We start from the raw sequence: 25,752 nt of genomic DNA, 5'->3' as shown, positions 1-25,752 counted from the left end.
CCGTCACGGTTCAGACCGTCACGAACAGCGCCAGGTGATCGCTGGTGGAGCGGATGTGCCCCATGTTTCGCCAATCGCGAAAGCGTTGCCGGTCGCCGAACGCGAAGGCCGGCGCCGGGTCGGGCGGAACCAGCGGCAGCGGCGGCGCGGGCGGCGCCGGGGTCCAGTTGGCCGGTGGCATCTGGAAATCGCAGGCGATCGCCACCTGGCCCATGGGCGCGCCGCCGGGCGCGGGGTTGACCGCGTTCATCGGCGTACCGACCACGGTGTTGGCGACGGTGAAGTTCGCGGCTGCGCCGCCGCGCACCAGGATGTTGTCGATGGAGTAGAGGCTGCTGCTGTTCGAGGAACCGATGTAGCGGTAGCCGGGATAGGGCACGGCGCCGGCATTGGTCGACCAGAAGATGGTCGAATTGAGACTGCGCAGGTGGGTGGCGAAATAGCCGGTGTAGGCCTCCAGGGCCGGGGGCGGCGCGACGGCCGGGGGTTGCAGTTGCAGGCCATAGCCCAGGGCGGTGAGGGCAGCGTAACGGAGCGGGTCGTTGCCGACCTGGCTCAGCAGGTTGACGTTGAAGTCGCCGGTGATGACCCGGGTTTCCAAGGCGCCGAGGGCGGCGCTGATGTCGCGCACGTTGGCCAGGCCGTTGAGGTAGGCGTTGGCCGCCACGTACTGCGGTGGCGAATGGATGGCGAACAACGTGAGGTTGCGCTGCACCACCACCGGCGGGCCGTCGACGGTCTCGCAGAAGGTCACCATATAGGGCTCGCGCAAGCCGCCGTAGTTGATCGGCGCGCCGGCGTTGTCGACGAAGTCGACCCGCGCCGCGCAACGGCTTTCATTGAGGTTGCCCGGGTTCAACGCGGTAGCGGGAATGGCCCGGTTGGCCACGGTGAAGCAAGCGTTGGCCTGCAGCGCCGGGTAGTTGCCGGCGGCCGGCGCGGGCGCCACGTTGGGGTTGAAGCTGATGCCGTTGCCGGCCGGCGACCAGGCATTGGGCCCGGTGAACAGGCGCCTGCCCGCGGCCACGCCGCCGCCCGCCGGGATCACTGGCTTGTAGAACACTGCCACGCCCTCGGCGCGCCCGGCCTGGCCGACCACCAACGGCGGCACCAGGTTCCAGGCCACGCCCGTCAGGTTGCGGATGCGCAGCAGCAGTTCGACGCACCCTTGCCAGCCGCCCGTGGGGGAAATCAGCGAGCCGGGGCCGTTGCTCGGGCCGCTGGAGGTTTCCACCACCACGAAGATGTCCGGGTTGAAGGCGGTGATATGGGCCAGGATCAGCGCCAGCCGGTCGGCGGCGTCGAGGTCGGGAATCAAGGCCCCGGCGAGGTTGCGCTTGGTCGTCAGCGGCCGGATCTTGTTGTAGCCGAAATTCTCGATGTTCCAGTACAGGACACGCGTCATGGCGCAACCTCCGACGGCCCGGCCAGCACCGGATGGGTGGATGGGTCCGAGGCCAGTGCCTGCAGGCGTTCGGTCTTGCTGTCCGGGTCTTTCACGTAGGCGGCGTACCAGCCCAGGCTGCCGGAATTCTGCGGGTCGCCGAAGAGGAAGAATTGCAGGGTCGCGCCCGGCGGCAACTTGGCGATGCCGAGGATCTTGATGCCGATATCGGTCAGTTGCAGGTTGAAGAAGCGGTCCTGGGAATCTTTTTGCCCGGGGATCAACTGGTACAGCAGTTTGATCGGCCCGGTGGAGACCTTGATGATCCCCTGCAAGGAAAACACGCTGGCCGACGGCGCCGCGCCGGGCAGGCTGAGGCCGACGAACAGCATGGGGTTGGGGTCGCTGGCCTTGCTTCCCGGCGACCAGGCGAGCAGCAGGTCGGACTCGAAACCGGTGCCCGAGACCAGCGCGCCGGGGGAACCCATGGTGACCTTGTAGACGATGCCCGACCAGGCGCCCGACAGCGCCTTGAGCGCCAGGCCCTCCGGCAGCACCGGCAGGAAACCGTAGTCCGCCGGTTTCTTCTGCGCCGGCGCCTGGATGAACTGCTTGAGTTGCAGGGTGAAGCCCTTGTACAGGCTCTGCCCGCGCACCTGGCTGGTGACCGGGTCGAAGCCCAGGTTGTCGGGGTTGAAGTCGAAACCCACGGCGTTCGGCGTGGCGCTGGGGAAGGCCATGCCGATCTGCAGGTTGGTGTAGGCCAGGCCCTGATTGTCCGGGCTGCCGTCGGCGCTGCCGAAGGACAGCAGGTCGAACGGACCGTCGGCGGTCTTGAGCAGGGTGAAATCCAGCTTGCCCCAGAGCAGGAAGCGGCTGCTGGTGGTGACGCCGCCGTCGGGGCTGCCCAGGGTATTGAACTGGATGCGGTTGACCGACGCCGCCGGCAGCACGTTGCTGTCGAGGTCGAACAGGTAGTTCTGGCTCTGCTCGAACACGTAGGTGGTGGTGTCGTTCTGCTGCAAGGCGCTGCCGTCCAGGACCATGGCGTTCACCGCGCTGGGCTGGCCGGCGCGCAGGGTGGCCAGGATCGGCGAGCCGAACAGGCTGTCGAGGCTCAACTGGATGCGGCTATTGAAGGTTTGCAGTTTCGACTGGCGAAACAGCGCCTGCAGTTGCAGCACGCTGAAGGCGTAGCCGTCGCTGGTGCTCAAGGCGACGGGCATGTCCGGGTCGGCGCCGTTGAACCGGGCCTGTTCGTAGGCCGGGTTCTGGTAGTCGATCAGCCCGAACAGGTTGGAGATGCCCTGGATATCCAGGGTGTCGCCCTGATGGCTGACCCGGCTGACGCTGGCGCCGAAGTGGTGGGCCAGGAAGCGGCTGTAGTCGATGCCGGCGGCGATCCCCGCCAGTTGCTCGGGCAGGCTGTCCAGGGGCAGGTCGGCGTTGAGCACCATGAAGCCGTTCCAGCCCGGGTCGCTGACCTGGGCGACGAAGTCCGCGTACAGGCTGTCGGGGCTGCTCGCGGCCTTGGCTTCGGCGACCGCGATAAAGTCCTGCAACCATTGGGACAGGCCGGTATAGGCCAGGGTTTCCAGGCCCGGCACCAGGTCCGCGGTCTTCGAGAAGGTCTCGGGCATGGTCCAGCGGTTGGGGTTGTCGATGCGGTCTTTCAGGCTGCCGCTGCAGTACTTCATGATCAGTACGTTGCGGTAACTGGTGGTCTGCACGCCGACGCCAACGTTGGCGATAAAGCGCCAGTCGGCGATCTCCAGCTGGTTGCTGAACGACGCGCCCTGGGTGAAAAACGGCTGCGGATTGACCCCGACCAGGAACAGCTGGTTGGTTTGCAGGGCCTCGTGCAGCGCCTCGGTGGGCTGCTCGAAGGCAAAGTCCAGCAGCCCCTGGTTCGATTGCGAGCGGGCCAGCAGCACCTTGTTGTAGCCGATGCCGTCGGCGTCCAGGTCCACCAGCAAGCCTTGCGGGGTGGTCGCGCGGTTGGGCGGCGCGCCGTTGGCGGCCATCTTCCGTTGCAGGCGCAGGCCGCGCGCGGCCTGCTTGCCGGGCAGGGTCGCGGCGCTGATCAGGCTCTTGCGCGAGGCGGCGAGGATCTCGCTCTCGAACTGGGTCAGGTCGAGGCCGGCGACGCTGCTCATGCCGGCGTAGGGCACCAGGGGGAAGGCGAAGCCGGCGTCCTGGGGCAGCGGCGTGCGCGGCGCGGCTGGCGCCAGCAGTACCGTGGTGCCCTGGGTGGTGGCCTGGCCATAGAGCGGGCTGCCGTCGGGCTGGGCGCTGTAGGCCGGGGCCGAGGCGCCGGCCACCAGATTGCTCCAGGCGGTGCGGTAGGCGCCGGTCAGCAAGGGCGTGACCGCGCCGCTGGTGGGGGTCACCAGGGACGTGGTCTGGAACGGGAAGACCGGGGCATAGGCCGGCTGCGCGGCGAGCAGGCGCAAGCGGTCGTTGGCGCTCGCGCTGGCGCTGGGGTCGTAGCTGGTGAAGCTCAGCCATTCGGTGCCGAAAATGCCGCACAACAGGTTCTGCCCGGCCGTGGCGGCGGGCACGGCCGGCAGGCTCAAGCCGTAGTCGCCGCTCAGGGTCAGGCTGTAGCTGGCGCCGTCGTCGCAGAACACCAGGCTCGCGGCGTAGGGCAGGGGCCAGCCGTTGGCGTCCAGGCCGTTGAGGGGAATCAGGTTGATCGGGTTGCCGGCGGTGCTGCGCCACTGGCTGGGCAGCGCCGTGCTGCCGGGGGCGGCGTAACTCAGGCCGGTGCGGATCAGGCCCGCGGCCAGGCGTTCGGGGGCGATGTTCTGGTTCAGCGGGTCCAGCGGGTCGAGGACGCCGCCCATGGCCAGCCTGGCCGGCATGCCGACGGGGTTGAACGCCGGGTAATTGAGCACGCTCGGGCCGCTCGCGGTATTGACCACGTAGGCGAAGCCGGTCTTGAAGTACTTGAGGGCCGGCACCGAGCTGTAGCTCAGGGCGTAGGTCAGGCTGCCGGCCTGGGCGCCGTCCAGCGGCACATAGGCCAGCGGCTGCTGCGTCGGGGTCAGTTGCAGGCCGCTGTCGGCTTGCAGCTTGTCGCTGAAACCGAGGCTGATGGCGGTGCTCGACTTCAGGCGCAGGGCGTTGAAGTCGGGATCGTATTTGACGTAGGTGCCGTAGTTGACGAAGAAGGTCAGGCGGTTGCCCAGCAGCAGGTTGAGGTTGTTCTGCACCTGGCTGGGTGCCGCCAGGCTGATGCGCAAACCGTAGCTGTTGAAGTTCTGCGGCGCCGGCAGGTTGGCCCCGGGCAGCCAGAGCAGGGCGCGGCCGACGAAATTGCCCTGGCCGACCACGGCCAGGAAGTCGTACAGGGCCTTGACGAACGCCGCCGGGTCGCTGCGCAGGGCGTCCGGCTCGCGGGGGCCGAACAGGTAGTGACCGGGGTATTTATCGAAGGCGTCGGCCGGGCTCAGGCTCGGCGGCAGGCTGCCGGGCGCCGTGCCCTTGGGCATGACGTAGCCGCGCCAGCCGTACCCGCTGGCGTCGGGCAAGGCGTAGGCAGCGCTGCTGGCGATCTGCTGATAGTCGGACGCGGTAGTGGCGCTGCTGGTCATGTCTATCCCCTGCAATTGTCGGCGCGGCCACGTATCCACGACCAGTCGGCGATGCTGCCGGCGTAGTGGTTGGGCGGGTTCTGGCCGGACTGAAAGGTGCCGTCGAGGCTGAGCTGGCCTTGCTGCTCCTGGGTGGCGGGGCGAAACGCCAGGGCCCCGCCCTGGATCCGTACCGGCCCGACGCTGGACTCGCGCAGGGTCACGGGGGTGGCGGTGGCCATGAGGGTGTAGCGGTCGATCAGGTCGCTGGCGTAGTAGAAACTCACTTGGGCAGTCAGGGCGTTGCTGTTGTCGGGCTTGTACGGGTCCAGCAGTTCCACGGTCACTTGCAGGTCCGGCAGCAGCGGCTGGCGGTAGCGGGCAATGACGCTGGTGACCGGGCTTTGCCAGCGGATCAGGTCGCCGCGATAGGCTTGCGCCGGTTGCTGGTCGCCCTCGATGTTGAAGTCGGCCAGCAGGTGCGAGGCGTTCGGCGGCGCGCAAAAGAACGCGCCCAGGCTGCCGCGTACCCGCTGGCCGTCGCTGGCCAGGTCGAAATCGGCGGTGGGCGCGTCGGCCGTCATGCTCAAGCCGGTGAGACCGGCGCCGCCCATCGACACCTGGGCGTCGACCCGCGCCTGGTGGCTGTCGACCACCAGCACGAACAGCACCGGGCCGACCTGGCGGCTGACATTCATTCCCGGCAACAGCAGTGGCCCCGGCACGCAGGGCGACGCGGTGTCAGGCGGGACGTTGGAAGAGGGGGTGAGGTCGATGCAATCGGCGGGCGGCGGGGGCGTGGTGCTGGAGAACGCTTGGTTGTACCAGGCCGATACAGATGCGGGCGCCGAGTGGCTGGCGCTGATCAGCCACAACACCGTCGCCAGGCTTGCGCCGAGGGTTGCCCAGAGGATCCGGGTATAGAGCATCCGTTGCCTTGCCACGCGAGGGTACCGTCCATGTCCCGTATTGCATTAAGCGAAGCCGGCACGACGCCGGCTTCGCGGAGGGGTTCCGGCAAGGGAGCCCGTACCGGTCACGACAGGCTGAAGGTACCGATATTGGTGCCGTTGAACGGCGTCTCGGAACCGCTGTCGACGATCACCCCGGTGAACAGGATGTTGAACGACGAGCCGACGTTCTGCAGCGTGACCTTGGAGCCGGCACGCAGGATGACCGGGCCGGCGGAAGAGTCGGCGCTGAGGGTCTGGGTCGAGGCGGTGTTGTTGACCTGGGTGGCCCACAGCAGGTTGTTCTGATAGCTGAACGTGACCTTGGTGGTCTGGTTGGGGTCGCCGTTGTAGGTACTGGTGGACTGGCTGTTGATGGTGAGGGGCGTGGTAACGGTATTTACCGAAGTGAAGGCGGTCATGCTGAATATCCTTTTCGAGGGTTGGGTCGTCGATTCAGTGCGCTGAACCGAGTGAGAGTCTAGGCGCGCTTGCTTGCCTGTCGAGGACCGTGCAAGCGGACAAACCCCCCGAATTTACGCCGTTTTCGGCACCGCGAAAGCGCCTCGCGCAGGGCTGTAAGCCACGTTTTTCAAGGTGGCGATGGCTGACCATTCGATCAAGGCAGAATGCCGCTAATAGCGTTTTGTTATCACTCTTAAGACAAAATAGTTGGTCGTTTCCCTGGTGGGCTCGGGCCAGGCAGCCGTACCCCCGGCCTTACTGACTGGCCTTCAAGGCGTACCCGGATGCGGCTCCGGATACTTGCCCATCACCTCGAGCGGTTTTGCATAAGGCCCGTCCCACAGCTGCCCATGCAGTTCGCCGACGCGCTTGGCCATCGCGCTGTCATGCATCACCACTTCCAGGTTGCGCGAATTGTCCAGGTAGCCGCCAAGCCAGTTGCTGGTCCCGACCCAGGCCACCTGCCCGTCGATGTCCATGGTCTTGCTGTGAATCACCCGGGCATAGGGAATGAACCCTTGGGAGGCCTGGGGCAGGGTGACGATCCTGACCTGGACATTGGGCAGCACCGCCAGGCTTTTCAGGTAGGGCAGCTGCAGCTTGTCGGTGTTCCAGTTGGACACCATCAACTTGATCGACACCCCCCGCGCCGCAGCGGCCCGCACGGCATTGTCGATCGCGGCGTAATAGGGCCGGCTGCGCTCAGGCCCGTAGGACAGCGGCGCATAGTCGAGCAACTGCACCCGTACTTCGCTTCGCGCTTCGGCCAGCAGGCGCGGCAACTCCAGTTGCGAGTCGCCCACGCCGGGCGGGTTGTAGCGTTGCGGGCTGGCCACCAGGTAATTGCCGCGGCGCAGCGGCTCCTGGCCGGGCAGGGGCAGGGGCACCGGCTTGTTTGCCGCCACAGCGGCCTGGGCCTGCCAGTCCTGCTCGAAGATCGCCTGCACCTGGCCCACGATGGTTTCGTCGCTGATGCGCAACCCGGTTTCGTGGATGTGCTCCAGCGACCGCCAGTCGAAATTCTGGCTGCCGATAAAGGCCTGCTTGCCGTCCACCACCATGTATTTTGCATGGATGATCCCGCCGCTCACCCGGGCGTAGGGCAGCACCCGGAAGGTCAGGTTGGGAATCGCCCGCAAGCGCTCCAGGGTGGCCGGCTCCGACAGCTTCAGGCCTTTTTCCTCCAGCAGGAAGCGGATCTTCACTCCGCGCCGGCCGGCCGCTTCCAGGCGTTCGAGCACTTCGTCCAGCACCGAGCCTGGATGGTCCGCCGCATAAAACTGGCCGATATCGATCTGTTTTTTCGCCCCATCGAACAGCTCGATCCACACGGGACCGGGTTGCCGCAAGTCTGCCGTTCCAAGCGCGGTGTCCACCGGCACCGTATGCACCAACTCGAACCCCGCAATGGCGAAGTCCGCCTGGGCCAGCGGACTGACAAGCAAGCCGGCCAGGCCTGCGATCCGAACGCTGCGCAGCGCTCGTGGAAATTTCATGCATACGGACATAGGCGTCTCATATCGGAAAAAGGCGGGCGCAGCCTGCGCCCGCCCTGGGGGTTACGCGGTACGGCTGTGCAACGGGGTCGGTACCCGATGCGGTACCTCGTCCTGCACGCGGGCGCCGGTGGCCGCGCGGATCAGCAGCATCTTCAGTTGATCGTTGATGCGCTCCAGGCTGTCCTGGAAAAAGTTATGGAACACCACGCAGAACAGGGCGATGGCGATCCCCAGGCCGGTGGCGAACAACGCCGTGCCGATCCCGCCGGAGATCTGGCCCGGGTCGGACACGCCGGCGCTGGCCAGGGCCTTGAACGTATCGATGATCCCCAGGATGGTCCCCAGCAAGCCCAGCAACGGGGCGGCGGTGGTGATGGTCTCGATGACCCACAGGCTGCGGGCCAGCGGAGCGCGGGTCGACAGGTATTGGCTTTCGATCACGTCGTCCAGCTCCTTGCGCGAGCTGTGGGCGGCCTTTTGCGCCAGCACCGGCAGGATCATGCTCAAGGGCAGGCTGCCGCGGCGGGTGACGTCTGGCGGCAGGTCCCGCTCGCTGTGCACGTCGCGGCCCAGGACCTCCATCAAGGACCTGGCCTGGCGTCGCACATAGGCGAAGTAGAGACCGCGCTCGATGGCGATGAAGATCGCGATGGCTATCGCGGCATACATCACATAGAAGGTGATGTCGTGAAGCAGATTCATGTCCATGAAGGTGTACCTCGTGGTTCGATAACGGGGTTCGACAAATAGCGCGGACCGATTAGAAATTCGCTTCCAGAGAGACGGTCACGGTCCGTTCCAGGCCAACGATGTAGGCCGGGTCGCCGTCGCGAAATCCCCCATAGGTGGCGGCGTTGGTCTTGGTGGTGTACACGCCGTCCAGGTACTTCTTGTCGAACAGGTTGTCGACGTTCAGGCGCAGGGTGGCGTCCTTGACCACTTTCTTGTCCACCGGCAGGTAGATGCCGGCGCCGAGATTGAACACGGTGCGCCCGGAGATGGCTTCGTCGTTGGTCAAGTCGCCGTACAGCTTGCTGGTGTACTTGCCGCCGAAGGTGCCGTAGAAGCGCCCGTCGTCGTAGCCGATGTTGGCCGCCAGCATGTTCTTCGGCACGTTGGCGAACTGCTTGCCGCTGGTGGGCAGGTCAATGGCCTGGCCGGCGTTGTAGACGGTCAGGTCGTCCTGCTGCTCGGCGCGGGTGTAGGTGTAGGAGGTGTAATAGTTGAAGTGGTGAGGCAGCAAGCCGCTCCACTCCAGCTCCAGGCCGCTGTTGTCGACGGAGCCGGCGTTGATGTCGGCGAAGTCGCCGTTGATATCCCTGGACGAAACCTGGCGGTCTTTGAACTGCATGTAGAACAAAGTGGCGGCCAGGGTCATGTCGTCGCCGGTATAGCGCCAGCCCAGCTCATGGTTCCAGCTGGTTTCCGGCTTGGAATCGATGGAGCCGACACCCTGGTCGTAGAGCACATAGTTCTGCGGGATCCGCATATTGCGCGACAGGCTGTAGAACACCTGGTCGCGTTCGTCGAACTGGTACTTCAGGCCGACGTTGGGCAGCAGCTTGTTGTAGGACTGGTTACGTTTTTCCGGCTGTTCGGTGAGGCTGCCATGGTTGGTGCCGTCGCGCTTGACGTTCATGTAGGCAAGGCCGGCCACCAGGGTCCAGTCCGGGGCGAAGTACCAGGTGTCCTGGGCCCAGACTTTCTGCGCCGGGGTAACGGTGAAGCGGTCGCGCCCCTGGATCTTGTTGCCGTTGGCGTCCACCACGTTGTCCGAATCCGGCCAGGTGCTTTGCGGCTTGCCACTGTCCTTGAGGGGAATGAACGGCTGGGTCTGGCTCTGGCGCGCGCGCTCATACCAGTAGCCGAACTGCACGCTGTGGTCGCCCAGGTCCCAGTTCAGCTTGGTGGTGATGCCCGGACGCCAGGTCTGGGTACGCGAAGGACGGTAATAGACGCCGCTGGTGGAGGAGCCGTCGGTGTTGTACTGGGCGGCGGTCTGCAGGTTACTGAGGTCGAACACGCCGCCCCGGTTCGAGCCGCTGTTCAGCGCGTAGCTGGAGGCGCCCACGCCGCTGCCATTGCCCCAGTAGTAATACGGGATGACCGACAGGGCCAGGTTGTCGGCCAACTTGAATTGCGTATTGAGCACCGCGGTGAAGGTCTGGAACGGGTTCTGCGCCAGGGCGTAGTAACTGCTGACCTTGCCGTTGCTGCCCAGGGCCGGCGTCGAAGGGTAGGGGTCGTACTTGCGGCCGTTCTGCTGGAACTGGGCCTTGGTCAACTGGCTGTAGCTGTTGTTGTCCTGCTCGTGGTACTTGAGGATCAGGTTGGCCGTGTTGCCGCCGCCCATGTCGAAGAAGCTGTTCCATTCCACCTTGTCCGCCCGCACCGCGCCGTCGCCGCGCCACTTCTCGCCTTCGGTGTGGGACAGCGACAGCCAGTTGCTCAGGCCGTTGACTTCGCCGGTATTGAGCCGGGCGAAGGTCTTGAAAGTGCCGTTGCTGCCCGCCACCTGTTTGACGAAGGCCCCGGTTTCCTTGGTCGGGCGGATGGTCACGATACCGATGTTGCCGCCGCTGGAGCCGATGTGCGGACCGTCGGCTTCGGAGGCGCCCTGGGTGACGAAAATCTGCTCGATGTTTTCCGGGTCGCCCAGCAGGTTGGAATACAGTGCGTAGTTGCCGGAGTCGTTGATCGGCATGCCGTCCACCGACATCCCCACCTGGTCGGAGTTGAGGCCGCGCATGGTGAAGCGGAAACCGGAAAGCCCGGTGGCATCTTCGCTGGAGATGTTCAGGCCCGGGGTGTATTTGAGCTTGTCGACGGCGTTGCCGGTGGCGGTCTGTTTATCCAGCGCTTCCTTGGTCACCGTGGAGCGCCCCTTGATGCTCTCCTCCTGGACCATGTAGCCACCGCCCGCCGAGGCCTTGCCTTGCACGCCGATGGTGCCTGCGTCGCTGTCGCTGGTGTCCGCCATGGCGATCCCATGGCCCATGCTCGCGGCAACGAGTGCCAGGTGAATCCGGGTGAACTTCATCACTGTCGTCCTGCTGTTGGGTGCTTATTGCACGCTGTAGTTGAAGGTGGCGGTAAAACGTTGTTCGTTGCGTCCACCGAAGGCTTGCTCGGGGAACGGCTTGACCTGCTTGATACGACGCAGGCTGTTGGTGGCGGCCCGGTTCAGCAGCATGCTCGACGCCTGGGTCTGGAGCCCGGAGTCGAGGACGCGCCCCTGGCGATCCACCAACAGCCAGACCACCACTTCGCCGCTGGGGCGTTCGAGGGAAGCCTGGCGTCCGGTGGGGTACTGCTTGTAAGTGTCCAGCTCGTTGCGTAGCCCTTTGAGATACCCGCCTTCCAGGGCCTGGCCGTCGACTTTCGGCGGCGCGGGCGGGGCAGGCGGCGCCGCTGTCGGGGCGACAGCAGGCTGCGCGGGCTTGGCGGCGACCGGCGGCGTGGGGGGCGGCGTTGTCTTGGTGGCGGCCACGGGCGCGGGCTTGGGCAGCGGTTTCGGCTTGGGCTTGGGTTCAGGCTTGGGCTGTGGCTTGGGCGGCGGGGGGGCCGGCTCGGCTTCTTCGTCTTCGATCACCGGGGGCGGCGGCTCCTGTTCCACCACGGGCTCGGGGACCACCACCTGCGGCTCGGGTTCGACCAGGGCGATCTCGACCGCCGATTCGTCATACACCGGCTGCACTTTCAGGCTTTGCGACTGGATACCCAATGCAATCAGCACCAGGGCGATCAGGGCCGGGACACTGCCCAGCAGCTGACGCGCACGAAACAGGGCATACATGATCAGGACTTACGCGTGGCGATGGACACCGAGGTAAAGCCGCCCAGGCGCAGGGCGTCCATGACCTCGACCAGGCGTGACACTTCCACGCCCTTGTCGCTGTTGACGATGATGGTCGACTTGCTGTCAGGTTTTTGCGCGGCCTGGAGCGTCGGCACCAGGGCTTCGACGCTGAGGTCCTTGTCATCGAGCTGCAACTGGCCTTCCAGGCCCAGGGTGAGGACGAACTTGTTCTGCGGCTTGAGCTGTTGCGAACTGCTGGCGCTGGGCAACTGGGTCTTCATGCCCAGGGCCGGAATCACGTTCAGGCTCACGAGTACGAAAAACACCAGCAGGAACATCATCACGTCGATCATCGGGATCAGCTCGATGTGCGCCTTGCGTTTTTTCGGTTCGTCCCAGGTTCTCATGCCGTTACCCCGTCATTGATTAGGGGCGCCACGCTAGCAACGGAAAATGACCGATTGGTTAACTTTAATTTAAGTTTTTAGGTTTCTAGGACGGGGTTTTCAGAAGATCTTCCAGAATTTTTTGGCGGTAATGAAACTGACATGATAGGGGCGCATTTTTGCGAATTTATCCGGCGAGCTCCCCCCGACATGAGCGCTGCATTTCCTTCTTTATTGACTCCGCGGCTGGCGCTGAAAGCGCTGCACAAGCACCAGGCCGAGACGCTGTCCGAGCTGGCCAACGGGCCCGAGATCGCTGACAACACTGCAGCCATTCCATCGCCTCACACCCTGGAAACGGCGCTGACTTTTATCGATAGCCAGGAGCAGAATTTCCGTTGCGGGCAATCCCTGGCGCTGGGCGTTCATCTGCGAGAGAGCGACGAATTGATCGGCGTGATCAGCCTTAGGTTGTCCGCGGCTCATCGCAGCGGTCACTTGGGATATTGGATCGCCGCTCACTGCCGCAACCGGGACTACGCCGCCGAGGCGGCAGGCGCACTCATGGCGTTCGGCTTTACCGAACTGGCGCTGCACCGCGTCGGCAGCCAGTGTTTCGCCCGCAACAAAGGGTCCGCTCGGGTGCTGGAAAAAATCGGCCTGGGTTACGAAGAGCGCATGAAAGGCGCCTTCCTCAAGAACGGGATTCATGAGGACCTGTTGCTGTACGGGCTGTTGCATGCCGATTGGCAGCCCGCGTCATGAGCGACGATATCGGCAAGCCGGTAGATCCGGATCGTCGCCGGGTACTGTCGGGCCTGGCGGTGGCGACGGCTTTTTCGATACTCAGCCCCTTCGCCCGCAGTGTCGGCATCGACTACCCGTTCACCCTGGGCGTGGCCTCGGGCGATCCGCTGCCGGACGGCTTTGTCATCTGGACCCGGTTGGCGCCGCTGCTCGACGCGGCCGATGGCCATGGCGGCTTGAACCGTGCGGTGCCGGTGCGCTGGCGGGTGGCCAGCGATGCGGCGATGACGCGGATCGTGAAACAAGGCCAAGTCATGGCCACCGAACGTTTCGCCCATTCCGTCCATGTCGAGGTCGCGGGGTTGGAGGCGGGGCGGCCCTACTGGTACCAGTTTGAAAGTCTCGGGGCACAGAGTCCGACAGGGCAATCGCGCACGGCTCCGCCTCCGCACGCAATGGCGTCGGCGCGGCTGGGCTTTGTCTCCTGTTCCCACTGGGAGCGCGGCTATTTCAGTGCCTATCGTCACTTGGCCGCCGAACAACCTGACCTGGTGTTTTTCCTCGGCGATTACATTTACGAAAAATCCTATGCGCCCGACTCCGGGAAGATCATTCGCCCCCACAGCAGCGGCGAGGCGCTGGACCTGGCGGGCTATCGCAAGCGCTATGCCCAGTACAAGAGCGACGCCGATTTGCAGGCCCTGCATGCCTGCGCGCCGAGCGTAGTGACCTGGGACGATCACGAAGTGCAAAACGACTATGCCAACCGATGGTCCCAGGACCCGAACATTGCGCCAGGCCGTTTTCTCAAGCGCCGCGCGGCGGCCTACCAGGCTTTCTACGAACACATGCCATTGCGCGCCAGCAGCCTGCCGCGGGGGCCGGATATGCGAATTTATCGGAACCTGGATTACGGTCGGCTGGCCCGCTTCCATATCCTGGACGGCCGGCAATACCGCTCCGAACAGCCGTGCCTGGCGGCCAACGGCAGCCACCAGGGGCATATCGCCGCCGACAGCTGCGTGGACTTGCGCAACCCCGGGCGCACCATGCTCGGCTGGGAACAGGAGGCCTGGCTGGATCAGGGCCTGGCCCGGTCCAGGGCGCAATGGAATGTGATTGCCCAGGACCTGCTGGTGGCGCCGCTGCTCCAGCGCGATCCGGCGAGCCAGGCGTTGGGGCATTGGACCGACGGCTGGGACGGTTATATGGCGACTCGCGAGCGCATGCTGGCATCCATCGAGCGTCGGCGGGTCAGTAACCCGGTGTTCTGGGGCGGGGACATTCATTCGTTCTGGGTCACGGACCTGCATGCGCGTGCCCACGACCCGGACTCGCGGATCGTCGCCACCGAGTTCGTCGGTACCTCGGTGACCTCCGACGGCCCGTCGTTCGACGCGTTCAACGCCATCCTGCCCCTTAATCCCCATGTCAGGTTTTTCGAGAGTCGTCGAAGGGGATATGTAGCGGTGGAGCTGGAAGAGCAGAAGATGCTGACGAACTTTCGGGTGATTTCCGACGCCCGTGACCCGAGCGCCAGTGTCTCGACCCTCAAGTCCTTTGTCGTGGAGCCGGGGCGGGCGGGGGCGATTGCACTCTAGCCACGCCAGGCGGCAGGCGCTGTTGCACAACCTATCTGAGCGCCGACGGCCGTTGCCCGAAACGTTTTTGGAAGCGCTCGGCGAAACGCGCTCGCGAAAGATAGCCGCAGGCCTCGGCGATGCGGCTGATGCTCCAGTCGGTGCTTTGGAGCAGCATCAGGCCGTGGTGCATCCTGACATCGATCAGCAGCTCGTCGAAACGCACCTGCTCCTGGGCCAGGCGCCTGCGCAAGGTGGCTTCGCTCATGGCCAGCGCGCGGCCGGTCATTCGGGCGGTCCAGGGATGGGCAGGGGTTTCGCTGAGCAACCGCCGCGCCCGGCCGGCAATTCCCCGTGGTTGATGGCGGGCATAGCCCACGCCGCGTTCTGCCAGCGCGGCGAGCAGGTCGAGCAACCGGTAGCGCAAACGCTCGTCGCTGATCCCGCTCGACGACAGGCTGGCGCATAGCTGATGCAAGGTCGAGGCGAGTTCGCCATCCAATGGCGTGTGCCGTACGGCCTCCGGATCGTGCCGCTCGGTGGCCTGCCGGTCGCGATGGAAGCGTTCCAGCAGTTCGGGACTGAAGGTCAGGAACACCGAGCGGAAGCGTTTCTCCGGGCCTGCCGGGGTCTTTTGCAGATGGGCCCAGGTGCCGGGTTCCACCAGCAGCAGCGAGGCACTGTCGTCGATCGAGATGTTCCGGGGCGGGCTGTGCATGTCCAGCTTGCCCGACGCGATCAACAGCAAGGTCGCGTCCTGGAAAAAGAAGTTGGGGGTGTGCTGCGTGCGGCGCAGGCAGGGTTGGGCAAGGCTGCACAACCCTCGGCGCTGGATGGGAAAAGCGGATGGCAGCCGCCAGGAGCCGGCGCCATCCGGCAGGTCGAGAGCAGAGGTCGGCGGCTTCAGCGTGGCGATGTTCACGTGACGCTCGACAAGGCAGGGTTCATGCGGCGTCAGGGTTCAAGGTGTAGCGTCCGCTCAGGCTCGCCTGCCCCAGCACCCTGGCATGCTTGAGCGCCAGGAGCACGTTGGCCCCGGTGAGCTCACCACGCACCTCGAGCCTGGGGGCGGCCAGCGCGTAGAGGGTGAAGATGTAGCGGTGTACCAGGGGATCGTTCCAGGGCGGGCAGGGGCCATCGTAGCCAAAATAGGTGCCTTTCATCTGCTCGTCCGCGGCAAACCAGGCGGTGTAGTCGTTGATACCGTGGCGCAGGCCTTGAGGCGCATCCGGTCCGGGCTTGCCGTTGGCGGTCACGGCGTTGGAGTGCGAGCCCGCGGCGATCTCGGTGACAGCGGCGGGAATGTCCAACAGCAGCCAATGGAAAAAGTCCACGCGGGGCAACGAGGCGGGGATTTCCCGGCCTTCCTGGTTCACATCTTTCCCATCGCTTGGAACATCCGGGTCGTGACAGACCAGCACCAACGACTGAGTGCCCGCGGGGAGGTCATGCCAGGCCAGGTGCGGGTTCCTGTTGGATGACAGTTCGAGATGCGAAGTGGCGTTGGCGATGGCGAAGGCGAACTCGCCGGGGATGTACTCGCCTTCGCGGAAACTTTGACTGAAGAGCTGCATGGCGTATCTCACTGCGTCGTGGGTAAGAGGCCTGCATGTTAGGCAAACGCGATACTGCCAGAGATGGCATAGCCACTCAAAAATATGATCAGGCCAATCATTTTGAGTGGCTATGCGGCGTTTCAGCCGGTTTGCGCCAATGCCGTAATCCTGCCGGCGAGGGCGCGACGCAGGGCCCGGGTCAGGGTTTCGGCTGCCAGGCCGTCGACTCGGCCGCGGCCTTGAACTTCGCCCGGTTCTCGGCACTGGCCGGCGGTTCCGAGTCGCCGAAGATCGCCTTCAGCCAGTGCCCGTCGGTGGGGTTGGGGAAGAGCACGAACTGGCGCCCGAACTGCTCCTTGTCCTCGGTCATCAGGCTGTTGCGCTGCTTGACGTCGGCCACGTAATACTTGCGTTTGAAGTCGTTGAGGTTGTCGCCGAGCATGACCACCACCTCGTAGTCCTTGGCGATTTCCGTTTGCCGCGGCTCTTTGTTGGAGCTGTCGCGATAGACCGTCAGGTGTTTCTCATCGGCAAACGGCAGGTGGTTCTTGCGCAGGTTGGCCAGGGCGTACTCAAAGGTTTTTTCGCCCTGGTCGCGGCTGGTGACGTAGAACACCTCGACGCCTTGGGATTGTGCGTAGTTGAGGAACTCCAGCGCCCCCGGCGTGGCCACCGGGCCGTTGTCGGCGACCCAGCGGTCCCAGGCGTCGTCGTCGAAAAACTCCTTGTCGGCGCCGATCATGTAGCCCCAATAGCTGTTGCTGCCCAGGACGGTGTCGTCGACGTCGCTGATGATCGCCAGCGGCCGCTCGCCGTTCTTGCGGGTTTGCAGGGCCTGGTCCAGGCGCATCCGGGCGATGTTGAAGCCCTGGTAATACAGCGCCTCGTACTCGGCCGCGGTCTGCTTCCAGGCCACCGCGGCCGTCAGCAGGTTGGAGGAGGGCGCGTCGGCCGACGCGGCGAGGGCCGGCGTCCACTGCGACAGCAGGAGCGAGAGGAAGGCGGGGGCGATCAGGAACTTGTTTATTGTGGGTTTCATGCTGACACCTTGAGTGAGGACGCAAGCGCGCCGACGGAGCGCGCAGGCTGTTCTAGCGCAATCGTTTTGGGCGCTCAATACGGGTGTCGTGTTTCTGGATCAATGCGGCGTAATTCCCACGCTAGGCGCACTGTTCCTGCCCGGCGCGGGCCCGGCGTTCCAGCGCGAGTTTGGCCCGGGCCACGGACAGCTCCCCTGGCAGCGCCACGTTGTTCTTCGCGGCGAGCACTTCGGCCATGACGCTGACGGCGATTTCCGCCGGGGTCTTGCTGCCGATATAGAGGCCGATCGGGCCGTGCAGGCGTTCGAGCGAGGCCTCGGTTTCGCCGAAGTGCTCGATCAGCCGCGCGCGACGGTTCTGGCTGTTGCGGCGCGAACCGATGGCGCCGATATAGAACGCCTGGCTGTGCAGGGCTTCGAGCAGGGCGAGGTCGTCGAGCTTGGGGTCGTGGCTCAGGGCGATGATGCAGGTGCGCGGGTCGGGGGCGAAGGCGCGGACCACGTCGTCGGGCATGCCGGACACCTGCTCGACACCGGCCTGGGCCCAGGTGCCCATGTACTCGGGCCGGGGGTCGCACACCGTGACCTTGAAACCGTTGAAGCCGGCCATGATCGACAGGTACTCGGCCAGCGCCCCGGCCCCGATCAGCAGCATGCGGTAACCGGGGCCGAGGGTGGCGCTCAGGCGTTGGCCGTCGAAACTGAGGCCGTTGAAACTGAAGGGAACCGGCGCGACGGTCTCTTCCAGGGTGACGGCCCCGGTCGCTAGGCGCAGATGGCGACGGACCAGGACACCGGCGTCGAGCCGGGCCAGGAGCTGCTCCAGTTGCGCCAAGCCCGGCGCGAACTCAAGCACGATCTCCAGGGTGCCGCCGCAGGGCAGGCCGAAGCGGTGCGCCTCGTCGGCGCTGACCCCGTAGCGCACCAGCCGCGGGGTCGCGTCCGGCAGGCCCGGGCCGCCGTGGGCGCTGCTGTAGCGGTGGATCAGGTCGTCTTCGATGCAACCGCCGGAGACGCTGCCGACCACCCGGCCGTCGTCGCCCAGCACCATCATCGAGCCCTCCGGCCGGGGCGACGAACCCCAGGTGCGGACCACCGTGGCCAGCAGGCAACGCTGGCCCGCGGCTAGCCAGTCGCGGGCGGTGCGCAGCACCAGAAGGTCAATGCTTTCCATGGGCTGTCCTCGATGAAGCGTGGTTCGATAAACGTAGTGAATGCATGGGCGGCTCCCGGATCGTCAACGCATCTGCAGGATGATCGGGTTGCTGCTGGCCGGGTCGGTGTGCCCGCGCAGCGCGGTCACGGCCTGGGCGTCCACCGCACCGCCCTGGTTGCCCCAGGTGCCGCGGATAAAGCTCAGCACGTCGGCGATCTCACGGTCCGACAGCTGCTCGCGAAAGGCCGGCATGCGATAGGCGTCCGGCACCCCGGCGGCGACCACCCGCAGAGAACCGTTGAGGGTGATGTTGATGGCCGAGGCCGTCTCCCGGGTCAGGGCCGAGGTCGCACCCGCCAGGGGCGGTATCGACTCGGGCTGGCCGAGCCCGTCCAGGCCGTGGCAGGACGCGCAGCGGGTCACGTAGGTGTGGGCGCCGGGCGCGTCCGGGCGAGCCGCCGCGGACGCGGCCTGGTAGCTCCAGGGCGCGCCGTCCTGCGCGGGGTTGCCGGGCAGCGACTTGAGGTAATGGGCGATCGCCCCGAGGTCGTCGTCGCTCATGAACTGGGTCGAGTTGTTGAACGCCTCGGTCATCGAGCCATAGACCACCGCATGCTGGTTGCGCCCGGTCTTGAGGAACTTGACGATGTCCGCCTCGCTCCAGCGCCCCAGACCGGTATTCGGATCGGAGCGCAGGCTGGGGGCGTACCAGCCGTCGAGCAGGGCGCCGGCGACGAACTGCGGGCTGGCCTCGCTCAGGCCTTTCTCGTTGAAGGCCAGGCCGCGCGGCGTGTGGCAGCTGCCGCAATGGCCGGGGCCCTGGACGATATAGGCGCCGCGGTTCCACAACGCGTCCTGCTGCGGTTGCTCGGCGTAGGCGCCGGGTTCGGTGAACAGGCCGTTCCACAAGGCCAGCGGCCAGCGCAGGTTGAGCGGCCAGGGAATCTCGCTCGGCCGGTTCGCCTCGGCCACCGGGCGCACGCCCTGCATGAAGAAGGCATACAGCGCGCGCACGTCGTCGTCGCTGAGCTTGGCGTATGAAGGGTAGGGCATCGCCGGGTACAAGCGGCTGCCGTCGGGCACCACGCCGTGGCGCACCGCGCGGTCGAAGTCGGCCAGGCTGTAGCCGCCGATGCCGGCGGTGCGGTCGGGGGTGATGTTGGTGGCGTAGATGGCGCCCACCGGAGTGGCCATCTTCAAGCCGCCGGCGAACGGTCGCGCGTCCGGCAGGCTGTGGCAGGCCACGCAGTCGCTGACCCGGGCCACGTATTCGCCGCGGCGCACCAGCGCCTCGTCGGCGGGCGCGACGCTGGCCTGGCGGTCGAAGGGCGAGGCGGGCACGCGGGTGACGTACCAGCCCAGCAGGCCGGCCGCGGCTACTCCCAGCAAGACCAGGCCGCCGAGGGTTGTTGCGAGTCGAGATTGGCTCATGTGCGCAAAGATCCCTGATCGTGGTTCGGTCAACTGAAGGTGTAGTGCGACAGCGGGAGGCTGCGGATGCGCTGGCCGGTCAACTGCGCCACGGCATTGGCCACCGCCGGCGCCACGGCTGGCAGCGGCGGTTCGCCGACCCCGCCCATTTTCTCGCCGCTCTCGACGATGCGCACATGCACCCGGGCCATGCGCTGCGGCGTCAGGATCGGGTACAGGTCGTAGTTGCGCGCGCGCGGCTTGCCGTCGAGGTACACCGCTTCTTCCACCAGGGTCTGCGACAGGCCCAGGGCCACGGCGCCGTTGACCTGGGCCGTGACGATGGCCGGGTTGACGATGCTGCCGGGGTCGATCGCCTGCCAGATATCGTGGACCTTGACCTGGCCTTGCTCGATCGACACCTCGGCGATCACCGCCGTCTCGGTGCCGAACGGCGACGCCATGGCCACGCCGCGGGCGCGCCGCGAACCGTCCTCGGCGGTAAAGGGGCCGCGCTTCCAGCCGCCGGACAGCTCGCCGACCGCTTGCAGCAGACGGGTCAGGCGCGGGTTGTCGCGCAGCAGGTGCAGGCGCAGCTCATAAGGGTCTTGCTTGCCCTGGTCGGCCAACTCGTCGAGAAAGGCTTCGTAGAGGAAGTCATTCAGGGAATTGCCTACCGAGCGCCAGTAACCGAGCAGGGCCGGACTCTTGACGTAGACCTGAGCGATGCGCCGGTTGGCAATGGCGTAGGCCTTGCCGGCCAAGCCTTCGAGCGCCGTGGGGTCGAGCTGCTCGCCCTGTTTGCCGGCGATCGCCTCGGTGGGGCCTTCGGTGGCGCTGACCGCTTCGATGGCCACCGGCAAGCCCTTGGCATCCAGCCCGGCGCGGAACTTGACCACCGCCATGGGCCGCAGCACATCGCGCAGGAATTCCTCTTCGCGGCTCCAGATCAGCTTGACCGGGCGCCCGACCGCCTTGGCCAGTTCGATGGCCTGCGGGTAGGGGCTGGCGCTGTCGTAGAGAAAGTGCCGGCCGAAGAAGCCGCCGAGCAGCGGCGAATGCAGGGTGATCTGCGCCGGGGCGAGGCCGGTGCGCTTGGCGATGTCGGCGCGGAACAGGTCCTGGGCCTGGTTGGGCAGCCACACTTCCAGGGAGCCGTCGGCATTGAAGCGCGCCAGGGTCGACGGCGGTTCGAGCTGCGCATGCTTCAGGTACTGGTTGTGGTAGCTGGCCTCGACCCGGGTGGCCGCGGCGGCGAAGGCCTTGCCGAAATCGCCCTCGTTCTCCGCGTCGCGGCCCGGGCCGGGTTGCGCCGCGAGCTGCTTGCGAAAGGCTTCGCTGGAGAAGTTCGCGGGCATCACCCGCAGCGGCGAGTCGGCGGCCGCTTCCAGCCACTCGACCTGCACCGCCTCGACCGCGCGCTTGGCGTGCCACCAGCGTTCGGCGACCACCGCCACCGCCCCGGGCAGGCGATGCACCGAGTGCACGCCTTTCATGGCCTTGACCTGTTCTTCGTTGCGCAGCGCGCCCACGGTCATGCCCAGGCGCGGCGCGTGTTGCACCGCGGCGTGGAGCATGCCGTCGACTTTCATGTCGATGCTGTAGAGCGCCTTGCCGGTGGATTTGTCGTAGGCATCGAGGCGCTGCACCGGTTTGCCGATCCAGCGGAACTGGCTCGGGTCGCGCAACGTCAGGCCGGCCGGATCGGGTACGGGCAGGTCCATGGCGCGTTCGGCCAGTTCGCCGTAGCTCAGGGAACGGCCGGAGGCGGCATGCAGCACGCGGCCGGGCTCGGTGCTCAGCTCGGCCAGCGGCACCTTCAGGCGCTCGGCGCCGGCCTGCAACAGCATGGCCCGGGCCTGGGCGCCGAGCCGGCGCATGGTCGGGTAGCTCATGCGGATCGACATGCTGCCGCCGGTGATACGCATGCCGTTCTCCAGGACCACGTATTGCGGGCCGGGCGGGGCGCTGTCCACCAGGAACGTCGCGGGGTCGGCGTCCAGTTCCTCGCCGACGATCTGCGCCAGCGCGGTGAAGGTGCCTTGCCCGCCTTCGACGAAGGGGCTGAGCAGGCGGATGCGGTTGTCCGGGCGGATCTCGAGGAACGCCGGAACCTGGGTGCCGGGTGCCGGGGCGCCGCTGGCGGCGGCCTGGGCCCGGGTCAGGCCCAGGGGCAGGCCGAAGCCGAGCACCAGCGCGCCGACCGCGGTGCCGGCGGAGGCGAGGAGAAACCGGCGCCGGGAAATATTCACCGGTTCGCCGATCGGGAAAGACGGGGCGGAGCCCTGGTCGAGCCTGTTGTCGTTCATCACGCGCTCTCCTGTCCGCTGGCCACTTCATGAACCGCAGCGTGGATGGCGTTATAGGTCCCGCAGCGGCACAGGTTGACCATGGCCGCCGCAATCTCGGCATCGCTCGGATGGGCGTTGTGCTTGAGCAGCGCGGTGGCCGCCATGACCTGTCCGGACTGGCAGTAGCCGCACTGGGCGACCTGATGCTTGACCCAGGCGTTCACCACGCGCTGGCCCACGGCATCGGCCTCGACGGCTTCGATGGTGGTGATCTCGCGTCCGACGGCCCCGGCCACCGGGGTGACGCAGGCGCGCACCACGTTGCCGTCGATCAGCACCGAACAGGCGCCGCACTGGGCCAGGCCGCAGCCGTATTTGGTGCCGGTCAGCCCGAGGTCGTCGCGGATCACCCATAACAGCGGCGTGTCGGCGTCGGCATCGACCTGGTAGGTTTTCTGATTGATTCGAAGTTCCATGGCTCACCCGCTATCGGTCGGTGGATCTTGATTTCTTATGGGAAGGCGCGTGCTAGACGCACGCCATCGAAGGACGCTAGCACAAGGGCGGGGCGGCAATACCCCGGTCATTTTGCAAGGTGCTAGCGCCGGGATTGATAAATCCCGGCGCCACGCGCTCAGTCCGGCAGGCGCAATGCGTCGATCACCACCTGCATGGCCCGGGAAGTTTCCCGCTGCGCGGAGTAATAGAGATGGTAGCCGGGAAAACTGCGCCACCAGGCCTCGAGCACCGGCAGCAGCCGGCCCGCGTCCAGGTGCGGGCGGGCCAGGTCTTCGGGCACGTAGGCCAGGCCGTAGCCGTCCAGCGCGGCATTGAGCACCTGGTAGATGCCGTTGAACACCAGCCGGCCCTGGACTTTCACGTTGATTTCCTGCGCGCCGTTCTTCAGCTCCCAGGCATACAGGTTGCCGTGGGTCGGCAGCCGCAGGTTGATGCACGGGTGGGCCATCAGTTGCTCGGGCGTCTGCGGCGCGGGGTGTTCGGCGAGGTAGCCGGGTGCCGCGACCATGACCAGGCGAAAGTCCGCGGCGACCGGCAGCGCGCAGATATCCTTGGCCAGCGAGTCGCCGAGGCGCACGCCGAAGTCGTAGCGTTCCTGGACGATATCGACCAGCGCGTAGTTCGCGTTCAGCTCCAGTTGCAGGCGCGGGTAGCGTTGCAGCAGCGGGGCCAGTTTCGGCCAGAGCAGGGCGTCGATGGCGTGGTCGCTGGCGGTGAAGCGCAGGGTGCCGCTCGGCATGTCGCCCAGTTCGGCCACTGCGTGCAACTGCGTTTCGATCTGCTCGAACCGGGGCGCCACGGCCTGGAGCAAACGCTCGCCGGCCTCGGTCACCGAGACGCTGCGGGTGGTGCGCGTCAACAGGCGTACCCCCAGGCGCGCCTCCATGTCGCGGATGGTGTAGCTGAGCATCGACTGGGAAATCCCCAGCTGCGCGGCGGCGCGGGTGAAGCTGCGTTCCCGTGCCACGGCGATCAGCGACAGCAGCTGGCTGTAATGCTCCTTGGCCATTGAGCGGTACCTGCGAGGTTGGAGGTTCAGTGTAAGGGCTAAGTGGGCGCGGCGCGCGGAGGCCGCTCTCAAGTCGACGACTGCTGTTCGGCGCGGGCCGTAAGCAGGGTCAGCGCGGCAGCGATGAGCAGCAGCACCGCGCTCATCTCGAAGGTAGCGCGATAGCCCGACGCATCGAACAGCAGGCCGCCCAACGTCGCCCCGAGCATGATCGCCAGTTGCACCACGGCCACCAACAGCCCCCCGCCGGCTTCGGCGTCGCGGGGCAGGATCCGCGCCAGCCAGGTCCACCAGGCCACGGGCGCCGCGGTGCCGAGCAGGCCCCAGAGGCCCAGCAGCAAGGCGGTGCTGGCCAGCGATCCGCCGAGCACGGTCAACGCCAGGGCGACGATTGCCATCAGCACGCTGATCAGGGCTAGCGGGCGGTGTACACCCTGTTTGAGAAAGGCGCCGATCAGCGCGGTGCCGATGAACCCGGCCACCCCGACCACCAGTAACAGCAGCGAGAGAGTAGTGGCGTCGACCCGGGTTTTGCTTTCCAGGAACGGGCGCAAGTAGGTGTACAGCGAGAACTGGCCCATGAAGAACAGGCTCGAAGCGGCCATGCCCAACGCCACCGGCGCCCGCTTGAGCAGGTGGAACGGGTTGGCCCGGCGTTCGCTGCGCTCGGCCTTCATCGTCGGCAAGGTCAGCAGCTTCCAGCCCAGGGCGATAGCGGCGATCGGCACCACGGCGAAGAACGCCAGGCGCCAACCGACGATGGCGCCGAGAAAACTGCCGAGCGGTGCGGCGATCACGGTGGCCAGGGCGTTGCCGCCATTGAGGATCGCCAGGGCCTTGGGCACCTGGTGCTCCGGAACCAGGCGCATGGCGGTGGCGGCGGACAACGACCAGAAGCCACCGATAGCCACGCCAATCAGCGCCCGGCCCAGGATGAAGATCAGGTAGTTGGGGGCAAAGGCGACGACGGTTCCGGAGATGATCATCAGCAGCGCCAGGGAGGCCAGCAGCAGCTTGCGGTCAAGGCGCCCAGCCAACGAGGCGATGCACAGGCTGCTCAACAGGGCGAAGGCGCCGGATACGGCAATCGCCTGGCCGGCCTGGCCTTCGCTGATCAGCAGTTCCGCGGCGATCGGGGTCAGCAGGCTGACCGGCATGAACTCGGAGGCGACCAGGGCGAAGGCGGCGAGCGCCATCGCCAGTACGGCGCCCCAGGCCGCGGGCCCCTGGGCCGCGTGGGGTAGGGTAGTGGTGGTTTTCATCGGGCTCCTGCAAGACGTCAGGCCGACAACGGCACACCAGATAAGGGCCCGGTGCGCCGTTGAAAGCCAGGTGGAAAAACTCAGAGCGTGGTGGTGTCGATCACGAAGCGGTACTTCACATCGCCCTTGAGCATGCGCTCGAAGGCGTTGTTGATCTGGTCGGCGGCGATCAGTTCGATGTCGGAGACGATGTTGTGCTCGGCGCAGAAATCCAGCATTTCCTGGGTCTCGAGGATGCCGCCGATCATCGAGCCGGCGAGGGTCCGACGCTTCATGATCAGGTTGAAGACATTGGGCGACGGGTGCGCGGTGGCCGGGGCGCCGACCAGGGTCAGGGCGCCGTCGCGCTTGAGCAGGGCCAGGAATGCATCCAGGTCGTGGGGCGCGGCGACGGTGTTGACGATCAGGTCGAAGCTGCCGGCGTGCGCGGCCATCTGCGCCGGGTCGCTGGACAACACCGTTGCGTCCGCGCCCAGGGCCCTGGCCGCTTCGCGCTTGCCCTCGGAAGTGGTGAACGCCACCACGTGGGCGCCCATGGCGTGGGCCAGCTTGATGCCCATGTGGCCCAGGCCGCCGATGCCGACGATCCCGACTTTCTTGCCCGGGCCGGCATTCCAGTGGCGCAGCGGCGAATAGGTGGTGATGCCAGCGCACAGCAGCGGGGCGACCGCCGCCAGTTGCGGCTCGGGGTGGCGGATGCGCAGCACATAACGCTGGTGCACCACCAGTTGCTGGGAATAGCCGCCCAGGGTCCAGCCGGGCGCGTCGGCGGTGGGGAAGTTGTAGGTGCCGATCATGCCGTCGCAGTAGTTTTCCAGCCCGGCCTCGCAATCGACGCAGTGCTGGCAACTGTCGACGATGCAACCGACGCCGACCAGGTCGCCGGGGCGCAGGCCGCTGACGTGGGCACCGACCGCCGCGACCTTGCCGACGATCTCGTGGCCGGGCACGCAGGGGTAGTGGGTACCTGGCCATTCGCCGCGCGCCTGGTGCAGGTCGGAGTGGCAGATGCCGCAGTAGGCGATGTCGATCCGCACGTCATGGGCGCCGACGTCGCGGCGCTGGATGCGCATCGGTTCCAGGGGGTGGTCGCCGCTCTGGGCGCCATAGGCCTTTACCTGCATG

At 66.3% G+C, this 25,752-nt stretch carries 21 protein-coding genes; 2 read left to right on the top strand and 19 right to left on the bottom strand.

Annotated features, from left to right (window positions below; all coding sequences use genetic code 11):
• Nucleotides 1–10: 10 nt before the first annotated feature.
• The 9 genes from BTN82_RS14865 to BTN82_RS14825 form a co-directional block, all read right to left on the bottom strand.
• Nucleotides 11–1,405, bottom strand: coding sequence for an endonuclease/exonuclease/phosphatase family protein (locus BTN82_RS14865; protein ID WP_075119867.1), 1,395 nt, complete (start codon nucleotides 1,403–1,405; stop codon nucleotides 11–13).
• Complete coding sequence (locus tag BTN82_RS31345; RefSeq protein WP_075119866.1) at nucleotides 1,402–4,980, bottom strand: hypothetical protein; 3,579 nt, start codon at nucleotides 4,978–4,980, stop codon at nucleotides 1,402–1,404. Before BTN82_RS31345 ends, BTN82_RS14865 begins: the two co-directional genes overlap by 4 nt.
• Before the next feature lie 2 nt (nucleotides 4,981–4,982).
• A complete protein-coding gene (locus BTN82_RS14855) occupies nucleotides 4,983–5,903 on the bottom strand; it encodes a hypothetical protein (RefSeq protein ID WP_148169543.1) in 921 nt (306 codons plus the stop codon).
• Nucleotides 5,904–5,995: 92 nt separating this feature from the next.
• The gene (locus BTN82_RS14850; protein ID WP_075119864.1) at nucleotides 5,996–6,331 is read right to left on the bottom strand and encodes a hypothetical protein; all 336 of its coding nucleotides are present in this window, start codon (nucleotides 6,329–6,331) and stop codon (nucleotides 5,996–5,998) included.
• Nucleotides 6,332–6,643: 312 nt separating this feature from the next.
• The gene (locus BTN82_RS14845) at nucleotides 6,644–7,882 is read right to left on the bottom strand and encodes a phospholipase D-like domain-containing protein (RefSeq protein ID WP_075119863.1); all 1,239 of its coding nucleotides are present in this window, start codon (nucleotides 7,880–7,882) and stop codon (nucleotides 6,644–6,646) included.
• 51 nt (nucleotides 7,883–7,933) lie between these two features.
• Nucleotides 7,934–8,581, bottom strand: a complete 648-nt coding sequence (locus BTN82_RS14840; RefSeq protein ID WP_075119862.1) for a MotA/TolQ/ExbB proton channel family protein — start codon at nucleotides 8,579–8,581, stop codon at nucleotides 7,934–7,936.
• A 52-nt stretch (nucleotides 8,582–8,633) separates the two neighbouring features.
• A complete protein-coding gene (locus BTN82_RS14835) occupies nucleotides 8,634–10,913 on the bottom strand; it encodes a TonB-dependent receptor (protein WP_075119861.1) in 2,280 nt (759 codons plus the stop codon).
• 24 nt (nucleotides 10,914–10,937) lie between these two features.
• Nucleotides 10,938–11,669, bottom strand: a complete 732-nt coding sequence (locus BTN82_RS14830; RefSeq protein ID WP_075119860.1) for an energy transducer TonB — start codon at nucleotides 11,667–11,669, stop codon at nucleotides 10,938–10,940.
• Nucleotides 11,670–11,671: 2 nt separating this feature from the next.
• The gene (locus BTN82_RS14825; RefSeq protein WP_075119859.1) at nucleotides 11,672–12,079 is read right to left on the bottom strand and encodes an ExbD/TolR family protein; all 408 of its coding nucleotides are present in this window, start codon (nucleotides 12,077–12,079) and stop codon (nucleotides 11,672–11,674) included.
• A 189-nt stretch (nucleotides 12,080–12,268) separates the two neighbouring features.
• Between BTN82_RS14825 and BTN82_RS14820 the strand changes: the two genes are divergently transcribed.
• Complete coding sequence (locus BTN82_RS14820) at nucleotides 12,269–12,823, top strand: GNAT family N-acetyltransferase (protein ID WP_075119889.1); 555 nt, start codon at nucleotides 12,269–12,271, stop codon at nucleotides 12,821–12,823.
• Entirely contained in the window at nucleotides 12,820–14,406 is a 1,587-nt protein-coding gene (locus tag BTN82_RS14815; RefSeq protein ID WP_075119858.1) for an alkaline phosphatase D family protein, read from the top strand. The genes BTN82_RS14820 and BTN82_RS14815 overlap by 4 nt, the downstream gene beginning before the upstream one ends.
• Before the next feature lie 31 nt (nucleotides 14,407–14,437).
• On the opposite strand, the gene BTN82_RS14810 is transcribed toward BTN82_RS14815, so the two are convergent.
• From BTN82_RS14810 to BTN82_RS14765, 10 genes are all read right to left on the bottom strand, one after another.
• Nucleotides 14,438–15,307 carry a helix-turn-helix transcriptional regulator gene (locus tag BTN82_RS14810; RefSeq protein WP_222610213.1) on the bottom strand — a complete coding sequence of 290 codons (870 nt, stop codon included), beginning with the start codon at nucleotides 15,305–15,307 and terminating at the stop codon, nucleotides 14,438–14,440.
• A gap of 22 nt (nucleotides 15,308–15,329) precedes the next feature.
• On the bottom strand, nucleotides 15,330–15,959 hold the full coding sequence (locus BTN82_RS14805) for a YbhB/YbcL family Raf kinase inhibitor-like protein (RefSeq protein WP_075119857.1): 630 nt from the start codon (nucleotides 15,957–15,959) through the stop codon (nucleotides 15,330–15,332).
• A 181-nt stretch (nucleotides 15,960–16,140) separates the two neighbouring features.
• A complete protein-coding gene (locus BTN82_RS14800) occupies nucleotides 16,141–16,980 on the bottom strand; it encodes a 5'-nucleotidase, lipoprotein e(P4) family (protein WP_075119856.1) in 840 nt (279 codons plus the stop codon).
• 121 nt (nucleotides 16,981–17,101) lie between these two features.
• Nucleotides 17,102–18,154 carry an XdhC family protein gene (locus BTN82_RS14795; RefSeq protein ID WP_075119855.1) on the bottom strand — a complete coding sequence of 351 codons (1,053 nt, stop codon included), beginning with the start codon at nucleotides 18,152–18,154 and terminating at the stop codon, nucleotides 17,102–17,104.
• A 63-nt stretch (nucleotides 18,155–18,217) separates the two neighbouring features.
• Entirely contained in the window at nucleotides 18,218–19,567 is a 1,350-nt protein-coding gene (locus BTN82_RS14790) for a c-type cytochrome (RefSeq protein WP_075119854.1), read from the bottom strand.
• Between the two features lie 29 nt (nucleotides 19,568–19,596).
• Nucleotides 19,597–21,855 (bottom strand): xanthine dehydrogenase family protein molybdopterin-binding subunit, encoded by a 2,259-nt coding sequence (locus BTN82_RS14785; RefSeq protein ID WP_075119853.1) that lies wholly within the window; start codon nucleotides 21,853–21,855, stop codon nucleotides 19,597–19,599.
• Nucleotides 21,855–22,313, bottom strand: coding sequence for a (2Fe-2S)-binding protein (locus BTN82_RS14780; protein WP_075119852.1), 459 nt, complete (start codon nucleotides 22,311–22,313; stop codon nucleotides 21,855–21,857). The genes BTN82_RS14785 and BTN82_RS14780 overlap by 1 nt, the downstream gene beginning before the upstream one ends.
• A gap of 158 nt (nucleotides 22,314–22,471) precedes the next feature.
• A complete protein-coding gene (locus tag BTN82_RS14775; RefSeq protein WP_075119851.1) occupies nucleotides 22,472–23,365 on the bottom strand; it encodes a LysR family transcriptional regulator in 894 nt (297 codons plus the stop codon).
• Between the two features lie 68 nt (nucleotides 23,366–23,433).
• The gene (locus tag BTN82_RS14770) at nucleotides 23,434–24,627 is read right to left on the bottom strand and encodes an MFS transporter (protein WP_075119850.1); all 1,194 of its coding nucleotides are present in this window, start codon (nucleotides 24,625–24,627) and stop codon (nucleotides 23,434–23,436) included.
• Between the two features lie 80 nt (nucleotides 24,628–24,707).
• Nucleotides 24,708–25,751, bottom strand: a complete 1,044-nt coding sequence (locus tag BTN82_RS14765; protein ID WP_075119849.1) for an NAD(P)-dependent alcohol dehydrogenase — start codon at nucleotides 25,749–25,751, stop codon at nucleotides 24,708–24,710.
• Nucleotide 25,752: the final 1 nt, after the last annotated feature.

This window comes from Pseudomonas chlororaphis (genome assembly GCF_001921865.1).
Classification (GTDB): domain Bacteria; phylum Pseudomonadota; class Gammaproteobacteria; order Pseudomonadales; family Pseudomonadaceae; genus Aquipseudomonas; species Aquipseudomonas chlororaphis_D.
Note: the sequence above shows the minus strand (reverse complement) of the source record. Positions and strands in the feature narration are given on the sequence as shown.